General features: G+C 42.9%; 7 protein-coding genes. 4 read left to right on the plus strand and 3 right to left on the minus strand.

Annotated elements, in window-relative coordinates; genetic code table 11:
- Positions 1 to 450: 450 nt before the first annotated feature.
- The 4 genes from V7K89_RS34535 to V7K89_RS34550 all read left to right on the plus strand — a co-directional run bounded on the left by V7K89_RS34535 (position 451) and on the right by V7K89_RS34550 (position 6,178).
- A complete protein-coding gene (locus V7K89_RS34535; protein ID WP_335195381.1) occupies positions 451 to 807 on the plus strand; it encodes an NAD(P)H-quinone oxidoreductase subunit M in 357 nt (118 codons plus the stop codon).
- Between the two features lie 582 nt (positions 808 to 1,389).
- Positions 1,390 to 3,663 carry a protein phosphatase 2C domain-containing protein gene (locus V7K89_RS34540; protein WP_335195382.1) on the plus strand — a complete coding sequence of 758 codons (2,274 nt, stop codon included), beginning with the start codon at positions 1,390 to 1,392 and terminating at the stop codon, positions 3,661 to 3,663.
- 145 nt (positions 3,664 to 3,808) lie between these two features.
- The gene (locus V7K89_RS34545) at positions 3,809 to 5,380 is read left to right on the plus strand and encodes a CHAT domain-containing protein (RefSeq protein WP_335195383.1); all 1,572 of its coding nucleotides are present in this window, start codon (positions 3,809 to 3,811) and stop codon (positions 5,378 to 5,380) included.
- Between the two features lie 147 nt (positions 5,381 to 5,527).
- Positions 5,528 to 6,178: a hypothetical protein gene (locus tag V7K89_RS34550; RefSeq protein WP_335195384.1), complete on the plus strand. Its 651-nt coding sequence runs from the start codon at positions 5,528 to 5,530 to the stop codon at positions 6,176 to 6,178.
- A 285-nt stretch (positions 6,179 to 6,463) separates the two neighbouring features.
- Here the strand turns inward: V7K89_RS34550 and V7K89_RS34555 are convergent, their stop codons facing one another.
- The 3 genes from V7K89_RS34555 to V7K89_RS34565 all read right to left on the minus strand — a co-directional run.
- Positions 6,464 to 7,846 carry a PrsW family glutamic-type intramembrane protease gene (locus tag V7K89_RS34555; protein WP_335195385.1) on the minus strand — a complete coding sequence of 461 codons (1,383 nt, stop codon included), beginning with the start codon at positions 7,844 to 7,846 and terminating at the stop codon, positions 6,464 to 6,466.
- 578 nt (positions 7,847 to 8,424) lie between these two features.
- On the minus strand, positions 8,425 to 9,027 hold the full coding sequence (locus V7K89_RS34560; RefSeq protein ID WP_335195386.1) for a DJ-1/PfpI family protein: 603 nt from the start codon (positions 9,025 to 9,027) through the stop codon (positions 8,425 to 8,427).
- A 620-nt stretch (positions 9,028 to 9,647) separates the two neighbouring features.
- Positions 9,648 to 10,597 (minus strand): PepSY-associated TM helix domain-containing protein (locus tag V7K89_RS34565; RefSeq protein WP_335195387.1); only part of this gene is annotated, 950 nt, incomplete at its 5' end.

Consider the following 10,597-nt stretch of genomic DNA (forward strand, 5'->3'; position numbering starts at 1 on the left):
ATTCAGTGAAATTACTTGATGTACGTTTTTTGCAATAGGAAATTCAGGATAAATTGATCGGCATAATTATTAATGTCAAAACTTTTGTTCTCCAACAAAAAAAGTACACAGATCAAATTATTCCTGCTGAGTGGCTAGCTATACTGTCTTTTAGGCTTGATTGAGTCCAAAAATCTTAGCAGTAAGTTAGATTCAGAGACTAAATGAAAATACTCTAACAATTAATTTTTACAAAAAAATAATTAGACCACTGTCAGTACTAGCAGTTAAATATATCTTCAACTCATAACAGAAGTAGCAAACTCATCAGTAAAGATGATATTTTTACTTATACCTACTCAATATACCCTTTTGAAACTGTATTCAAAGCTTTGAAATTAAGAGCATTCAAGCTCGGATATAACGTCTACAATAATTTCAGTGTAATCCACGCAAATCTTACACCTTTTTATGGATAACCCGATGCTGCTCAAGTCCACAACCCGGCATATCCGCATTTTTGCAGGTGAAATTGACCGGGATGGCGATCTAGTTCCTAGTCAACAAGTCTTAACCTTAGATGTTGACCCAGATAACGAATTTAATTGGAATGAAGATGCACTGCAAAAAATTTATCGAAAATTTGATGAACTAGTAGAAGCATCTAGTGGCGAAGACCTCACAGACTATAACTTGCGCCGTGTAGGGTCAGATTTAGAGCATTATCTGCGATCGCTTCTACAACTCGGCGAAGTCAGCTACAATCTTTCTGCCCGTGTTACTAACTACAGCTTGGGAGTCCCTCAAGTTGCCGTTGACGACAAATAAGCCAATGAGTTGGTAGGAGGCTAGCTGAACCCTTCTGTACCAATGCTGAGTTAAAAGTGTCTTGGCTAAGAGTGAAAAGATTCATAAGTCAACTTCTTAACTCAGCACTGGCTCAATAGCTATCCGCTAATGGCAGTCCTCAAGAGATTTTTAGAGCTACTAGATTTATCAGGTACTTTTGCCAAAATTAATATTTGCTATTCTTAATTATTAAATTAAAGTTAATTCTTGCTATCCTACTTATAAACTAAATAAATACCAATATTCTCTGCCTGTTAATGATGGGGTAATTTAGTAAAAACAAATCGCGCAGTTATGCTTGGGTTATGCTGTGGTGACAGGGTTGGAGTTAGTTGCTTTGGCGATGGAGAGTCACAGGGCAATAGAAGCTATGATTAGGCTGTATGGTTGAAGATGGAGCGTATTTTTGGGATCGGATAATGTATTAGCACCTGCCGATATCCGCCAGCTAAAATCATCATCTAAAGTCTGGGTATGTCAAGTTTAAGAAAGATGAGCGGTCTAGATTGTCCCTACTAATGCTATTAAAGAAATTGCCAATCGCTGATCGGTGCGAAAACTATGGAAAATGATGCGGCAACGCTCTACTGTCCAAACGAAAATTGTCAGGCTGCCAACCCCCTGACTCACAAGTTTTGCCAGCGATGTTCCACGCCCTTACCCAAAATTTATCTCTGGGCTGTGGTAGATAGCCCAAGTTTGGGTAGCCCTGGAGAAATATTAGCCGATCGCTATTTAATCCTTGATAAATTTGTTCTTTTAGATACGAAGCCCGGTTTATTGGCGCTAACGCCTGAGTTAGATAATTTGCAGCCTCTAAAAGCCTACCTGAGACTGATTCCCTACCGTTTACACGTACCGCAGGTATATGGAGTGCTTTTTGTTGCTGACGGGTCTTCCCACCGAGAAATATTACTTTTAGAAAAACCGCCACTATTAGTAGATGATACTATTCAACAAGTACTTTTAGGCAGGCAGTTAACCACCGCTTGGCGTAATGCAACATCAATGCGCCAACTAAATTGGTTATGGCAAATAGCTCATCTGTGGCAACCTCTAGTAAGTGAAGGTGTCGCTTCTAGCTTACTTGACTCTGATGTATTACGGGTAGAAGGATCATTAGTACGTTTGTTGGAATTGCGTTTTGATAGCGCCACATCACCAGAATTGCCTCAATTAGGTGAATTTTGGCAGCAGTTGGTCAGCACTGCCAAACCAGCGATCGCAGAGTTTGTTGATCGCGTTAGCCTGTCTTTAATTCAGGGAGAGATTAATTCAACCGATCAATTAATCGGAGTTTTAGATCGAGGACTGGCTGGGTTAGGGCGATCGCAAACACCCACTATCCAAATTATCACCAAAACCGACACCGGGCCAAGTCGTCAACGTAATGAAGATGCCTGTAGCCCTCCTAGTGGAACGCTGGTGAGCAAACCACCCCAGCCAACAGCCTTAGCAATTGTCTGTGATGGCATCGGTGGACACGAAGGCGGCAATGTCGCCTCAAATTTAGCCATTGAAACGATCCAGCAGCAGGTACAGCAACTAACAAAGGTTCCCTACGACCATATAGACCCTTCACTACTGCTGAATGACTTAGATAAAGCAGTGGCAATCGCCAACGACAAAATCAGTCAGCGTAATGACGGTGAAAATCGCCAAGGGCGTCAACGCATGGGCACGACTTTAGTTATGGCATTGCCTGTTGCTCATGAAATGTATATTACTCACGTTGGTGATAGTCGTGCTTACTGGATTACACGTCAAGGCTGTTATCAAGTTACCCTCGATGATGATGTCGCCTCCCGCGAAGTGCGACTAGGTTATGCCATTTACCGCGAGGCAGTGCAACAGAGTGCAGCTGGCTCTCTCGTCCAAGCTTTGGGGATGGGGTCTAGCACTTCATTGCATCCCACATCGGGACGGTTTATGCTCGATGAAGATGCTGTTTTTCTGCTCACATCTGATGGTTTGAGTGACTTTGATCGGGTGGAGGAGTACTGGGAAACAGAAATTTTGCCGATTTTAGTTGGGGAAGCAAATATAGCAACTGTTGCCGATAGATTAGTCGAAATTGCTAATACTAAAAATGGACACGATAATGTCACCGTCGCTTTAGTTCACTATCAAGTCCAATATTGGGAACCAGAAATTACCATCCAAGCAGTGATTCCACAGAGTTATTCTGCCAAAACTGTTGATTTAGCATCCAGGGCGACAGATGCGACAGTTTTAGGCAGCCCAAACCACAAAACTCAGGTGATACCAGACACTGAGCATGCTAAAACTCGTCAATTCCCGCTACAGTGGATAGTTCCATTAATATTTGTGGCAGCAGCAGGTTTTTTAGGATTGTTCGTCAAGCAACTGCGATCGCCATCAGGGGCTTCTCCAATTTTTTCCAATCCATTAACTCAAAACCCTGCCAACCCTGCCATTGAAGCGACACCCGCAGCGCGATCGCTAGCTAATCTTTCTCCTGGTTGGGTAATTAAAACCAATAATGACATCTCTTTGGGAAACAACCAATCACTCCCCCGTGGGACTTTTTTAGAAGTAATTGAGAAAAAATCAAATCCAAATCCTGCTTCTGGAAGTTTTTTGGTGTCTATGCGAGTCTGTGCTAATAAAAGTACCCAAACTCCAGCTAATCCGAATAATCCAGCTGGAACTACCTCAGTTCCACCAAATTCAAAACCTTTGCCAGCAAAAGTATTCCTAAACTCTTCCCAACTCAACCGTTTTGGCGTTGTTTTACAATCAGACGCTGCAAATCCATGTAGAACTGTGACGCAACCGCCAGTTACCGAACCATCTGAAACCAGTCCAACTTAATCAAATACTCGATAAACTGGTAAAAACCTGGAATAATAACAGGTAACAATCATAAAAAACTTACAAGGTCAAAAAAGTAGAAAATTTTCACCTTAAAAAATTGTTATTTGAAATTATTTTTTTTAGCTTTTAGTTTAATGAATCCATGCAATCCCTGAATTTGGCGATCGCCCGTCTCGTAAATACTGGCACTGACAACTTCGCGATTTGGGTGGTCAAAGCTCCGTATCCCAGTGGCTACGTTTTACATGACTGTGTATGGCCTGTTGAACTAACCCAAGTCTGGCAAGAATGGCAGCAGATGTTTGCTGGTCATGGTCGCCTAGATATTTCCCCATCAACATCTCAAAAGGTCAACCCATTACCTATAGATTGGATTTCACCCCCTTCAGGTCAAACTACTGGCCCCTACAGCAGTCGTCTGATGCAACATTTGGGAATGAATTTATGGCAGTGGGTATTCGACGGGCAAATTCTTGGTAGTCTAGAACGCAGTCACGGTATGGCTATGGGTGAGCATACACGTTTGCGCTTTCAACTAGAAATTCGCGACCCGAATCTGATTGCTTTCCCTTGGGAAATTATGCAGCGTAAGCCTGGTCAATCGGCGATGTCTTTGTCGCAAGATTTGCTATTTAGTCGCACCACCACTGAAGTTGACGCGTTACCGTATTTGCGAACTGACCAAGCTTTAAGTATCCTGCTGGTTTTAGGTCACGATCACAAGCTGCAACTAGAACAAGAAGCCGCTATCTTAGAGCAAGCTCTTGCAGATACGCCTGATAATGCCCAAAGATATGCACCTTGTGTCGTGAATCAACTCATTCAACCAACTCCACAACAGTTGATTGATGAATTAGAAACCAAAGAATACAATATTTTCTTTTATGCTGGACATGGTTTGCCAGACCCAGATGGAGGGTTACTGTTTTTGCGACCAGATATGCCCCTCAATGGCATAGAATTGGCGCAAGTATTGACTCGTACGGGTGTGAAACTAGCGGTTTTCAACGCTTGTTGGGGGGCACAACCAGCCGCGATCAATCATCAAGCTATTCCTGCCAGTAGTTTAGCAGAAGTATTGATTCGTCATGGTGTACCCGCGGTTTTGGGGATGCGCGATGAAATCGCTGACCACGAAAGCCATAGTTTTATTCAAGCTTTTACCGAAGCTTTGCGATCGCACAAGCCAATTGATGAAGCCGTAGCACAGGCTAGACAAGAGTTGTTAACACTGTATAAATTTAATCAACCTGCTTGGACTTTGCCTGTTCTCTACCTACATCCAGATTTTAATGGCGAACTGATTAAGAATCTGGATGAAGGTATTACGGAACTACCAGATACAGCCATTCCTGATGTAGGTTCCTCGCTTCCAACCGCTTCTTTGCGATCGCTCACTCCCAAAGGTAAAACCTGGTTACTGCGTTATGGAATCACCCGCATCGGCCGCACGAGAGATAATGATATCGTCATCCCCGAACCATCTGTATCTAAACGCCACGCCGAAATCTTCTGCCGCAACACTCTTACTGATGCTACACTGAGGCGAACTTATTACTTGCAAGATTTTTCCACCTATGGGACAACTTGGTTTTTAGGCCCTAATGGCTGGCAACAAATCCTCCGAGAGGAAGTCCCTTTGAAATCAGGAATGCAGTTAAAGTTTGGAAGTGCTAGAGGTGAAACCTGGGAGTTTGTGATTGAAGACTCATAGCAGAGATATTGCGTAAATGAATTTGAGTCTTTAGCATCAGCTTTTGAAATCTGTTTTTCTTGGAGAAAAAATCAACTTTTTTTGCGGAAATCTCCTCTGAGAACTTGTAGCTGTCAATACTACTAAATAATCATCAGGTAAGAAAATATGGCTGATAAAATCAACGGCTTAGACACTTTCTCTTCTTTGCCATCTCAAGTAGATTTAGAGTTATTAGAAGCGTTACTAGAACCAGAGGATGCTAACTATCCCTGGAATCCAGGTGATGAGGAATCAGAAGCTTATTTTCAGGAACTAGAACAACAGTTCGGAATAGAAGATTTGCTTGACGAAGAAATAATCAGGCGATCGCAAGATTTTTACGGGCATCTAGATACACTTTGGTCTAGTATTACTTCTACATCTGACCATAATAATGATAATCGACAACAGTCAGTAGTGCTTAACCTTCAACAAACACTATGTACTAATTTTTCCGCCTGTGTGCCCCAAATATTGCTCAACACCATCGCTACCAAAGCTGCTGAGATATTTGCGGCTCGCCAATTAATCAGCGAGCAACTGGTTGAGTGCGTTCAAACAATACTACCTGCTTGGGGAACAGAGGATCTGATCGTTTTGGCTCGTCCTTTTGCTTACGCTATGCGAAGTAGCGAATCGCAAAATGCGGTATCTGCACTCAGTAATCTTCAAAATAGCGAGTGGACAGCTTTATCAGAGGTAGATAAAGCAAAGGTTAGTTTAGCGGTCGCTTCTTATGCTTTTACTGAACTTAACAAGTCTCAACCTAAACTATGAATGGTGAATGGGGACTAGGGAGTAAGAGAAAAATTTTCATTACACGTTGTGTTCGTGTAACCCACGCTTCGCGTTCACTTTATTTAGAGGTGTCTTTTGCAAAGATATTGGTTTCCCTGACGCAAAGATATATTGAAAATCAAGACTTTTGCAAAAATGAGTTTAATGATTTTTGATTTATTTAATATTCTTACCCCATAATAAGTTAATAATACGCCGATTTTCAAATTAGGCCATCTATCCCAAGAGGTAAATACTCAAGCATTGCTTGTCTCTCCTACTCCCCTATTTTGGCCCAAGAAATCGGGTAGCAAAATTTTGCGATCGCGTTGGTGAGAGTGCCCGTGCTTTGAGAATTGCCGCCATCAAAAAGGCGTAAGATAATACTCCAACAATTACCAACAGTAAGGCATTGATTGACCCTGTAGCATTCCAGAGAGCATGGAGCGCAGAGGCACTCAGATAACCAATAGACAGAATTTGCCAACTTCTACTAGGTTTGAGGACAGCTAACCCGATAAAATAACCCAGGTAGCCACTATAAGCCATGTGTCCGGCTACAGAGCCTAAAATTCGCGGAATTAACAGTTGTAAACCTGCCAGTTGACCAGCAGCCCCTATACCCACCTGTTGCGTGACATTTTGAGTTATATCAGGCACATATTGACCGAGGGTTTCCAAGAGAGTGAAGCCAACGGCAGAAGCCGTTCCCAGGAGAATACCATCTAGAGGTTCCCAGATACCGATGCGTTCCCGCCAAGGTGAAGACAACATTCTACCGATGGCAAAAGCCCCTAGTACAGGTAATACCTTGAGTAATTCCTCCATTAACCCAGCGCCAAAAAACATCCGCACCAGTAACTCTGTGAAGGTAATAGATTCTTGGGGTGTGGGTAAGCTTCCAGGTAAGATGCCACGAAATACGAAAATAAATATATTCAATAGCGGACTGAGCAAAATCAAGATTGTACCCAATGACGTAGCCATTAGCACCCACCAAGGCTTCTGTTTCCCGCAAAGTTGGTAAACAAAATAGTAGGCAGCAAAGGCAATATAACTTGCTACAATTACTTGATTAGCTTGCGGCCGACCGACTGTAGCGAACATCAGTACCACAAAAATTACAGTTAGTATTCCCGGTACGAGGTAAGCTTTACTAGTTAAATCTTTACCAGTGGAAATAATCGGAAAAAGCTGGGTGAAGCTAACAGAATCTGGCTGCTTTAATTGCGTGTGGTTGTGGTAGTTCGTCGCTGAAGGTAGTGGTGTAACTTGGTTGACTGTCGTCGCCGGGGTCAGTGAGGTATACTCGTACTCAAAAATGTATTGCGGCCCATCAGCACCTAGAGAAATGCGATCGCCTGGGTGCAATTCCTGACATTCATACAAGCGTTGTCCATTCAAGTAAGTGCCATTAGCACTATTCAAGTCACAAAGCATCCAGCTAAATTTGCTCTCTGGGGATAGAGAGAGGGGACGAACCACTGCATGACGACGAGATACCATTCGGTACATCATGGCATCTAAGACAACTTGGCAGCTGGGGTCGCGTCCAATTACCATTTCTTTACTGGGGGGCAGCGAGTAGCGAGATTCTGCTCCCAAAGCTGCCCCATTACCAGACACTAGCCGCAGAAATGCATTATGTCTTGCGTTTTTGCCTGTCATCGATAAGAAGTGCGTTTCTAAACTTATTCTTCACATAATTTGGCAGCAGGACTAACCTTAGCCACATTAGCAGCAGCATTGCTAAATCCACTATAGCTTCACTTACTGCTAAGAAATTTAAAATTATTGATGCAAAATTTCAAATTGTTTCGCCTCATGTAAAGAAGTATTCCATCTGCTGAGAGTTTGTCCTAAAACTGGCTTGTTAAGCGGATAAATCAGATTGTCTTGATGCTGTACTTTTGATATCGTAGCGGCAAATTAAACCTACTGCAAATTATTAAAAAATAGTATTTTATACTGCATTTAGTTCCATTTCAAAAATATATAATTTTCAGTCGTATGTTGTCAGCCAGTACGGTTTTATTCTAAAGGGAGAGGCTATCGCCTTTCCTTCTGTACGAGATGCTACGCAAACACATCCTGTCTCATAGAAAAGCGGTAGCGACGTGGGAGTGTCACCTAAAAGGTCAGTTGTTTGTTTTTGCCACTGATAATTAACTAAGCTCTTTTGGAGTGCAGAGTAGGTAAAGAAACTCTTCTAAAGTCTTGAATCAAGAGATATACGGTCTCTTGCCTCACACAACTGTAGCTAGTTCTGGGTGTTCAATCTTAGTTCCAAGTACTGTAAGGAATTCTGCTAGCCAATGTGGGTGAGCAGGCCAAGCTGGTGCTGTCACCAAGTTACCATCAACTATTGCTCGATCGACAGAGATATCAACATAGATCCCTCCAACACTCTTGATATCTGGGCTACAAGCAGGGTAGCCAGTACATCTCTTACCTTGCAGTACATCAGCAGCTGCCAATATCTGCAAGCCGTGGCAAATGGCAGCAATCGGTTTATTCGTTTGGGCAAAGTGACGGGTGATTTTTAGCACCTGCTGATTCAAGCGGATATATTCTGGTGCTCGTCCTCCGGGAATGACTAAGGCATCGTAGGTTGCGGCTTCTACTTCTGCAAACGTCGCATTTAAAGTAAAATTGTGTCCGGGTTTTTCACTGTAAGTCTGATCTCCTTCAAAGTCGTGAACTGCTGTCCGCACATGATCGCCAGCTTTTTTGTCAGGGCAAACTGCATGGACAGTGTGTCCTACCATTTGCAACGCCTGAAAAGGAACCATCACTTCATAGTCTTCTACATAGTCGCCAACAAGCATCAAAAGTTTCTTTGCAGCCATATTTTGTTACCCTCATCTTTTGTCAATAGTTGTTTATAACGGTTCCCAGGTGCGTAACGTGAAGTAAATATTGAAATCATTCTGGCAATTCATGGAAAGGAGAAATAAAGCTGTGCTTTATGCCGCTGAGGTACAGCTTAACCCCACTTTTATTGGAAAACACTATATAAAGTAAATATTAGTTTAGAGTCAGCTATTTTAGGCGTTAGCATCCCCATGAATTTTTGATACATTACAACATATTTAGTTTTGTAATGTCATTAAACCGAAAAGTTTTCCAGAAGCCTTATCAGTCCTTTATTTGCGCTTAGGAGTACAAGGAGCCAAAATTAGCTTTTAATCTGCCTTTCAAAAACTTTTGTTGTGGTGGACGAATAGAGCGATGTCTACGACAAGCCCTTTGGGTTCGGGAGTTCGCAAGACGCTCCTACGTCGCTAACGCTGCGCTAACGACGGGAACCGCCAGACGCTCGCGGACTCGCTAAAGCTGCGCTATCGCTCTTAGCGTCTCCCCTTGGGAGAAGACTGCGACTCCCTCAGTGCTAAGAGCGTCTACGCAAAACTGTCATAACTCCACACACCTAATCGTATTTTTCAAAACAAAGCCGATTGCTTGAGAATTAGTTTATATAACTCTGTTTAGGAGAATAATCATCTTTCTGCTTGCGTTTGCGATACCACCACATCACAAAGCCAGTGATAGATAGAATTAACGGAGCCAGACCAACGAAGATGTAGAGAATACGGGTAGGTAAGCCGCCGAAAGTACCGTAGTGCAGTGGCTCAAAGGAATTGAGAATCTTATCGCCTAACGATGCCTTTAACGAATTCTCAACTCGTAAAACCTGACTGCTGTATCGATCCAGATAGACATTGCTCATGCCGTATTCCTCTCGCTCTTGGGGGAGCTTCATCCGCAATCGCAAAGGAGCTTTCGGGTCTGTCGTTAAGTCAATGCTTCGCAATGCTCCGTTGGGTAGGGCAAGTTGAGCCGTTTTCATCTGCTGGCTCAGTGGTAAAGGAGATTGATTTGCGATCGGCTGGGAAACGAGTTCAGGTAGAGGTGGACTTAAGGTAATGGTACGAATCAGTGGGTCAACATAGCCTAAATTCCAAGCAAATCCAGTGAAAAACGTGAACAATAAAAATATGGCGGTAGTTATACCAAATACTTTATGTAAATCGAAGTTAAGGCGCTTGGGGTGGGCATTCCATTTAATTTTGAAGCCTACCGTCAGCTTGCGCCAACCGGGCCATAAGATAATTCCGGCGATCGCCACAATGCACATCATCAAGCCCACAACACCGACAATCTGTAAACCCAGATCGCCTAATTTCAAAGAGGTGTGGAGTTCATAAACAATCTGGAGAAAGCGCTGTATAGCATTGGGATGCAGACTGTTGCCCAGAATTACCCCTGTGTAGGGGTTAACGTAGACTTCTACCCAATCATTGCCCGGAATTGAGATGATGACATTAAATATAGCAGTTCCTGCTTGAGTGCAATACAGTATGGGATGATGGAGTATATCAACGTCTAAGTGCCTGTAGAATGAAACCTTACTCCTGT

Source organism: Nostoc sp., from assembly GCF_036917515.1.
Taxonomy (GTDB): domain Bacteria; phylum Cyanobacteriota; class Cyanobacteriia; order Cyanobacteriales; family Nostocaceae; genus Nostoc.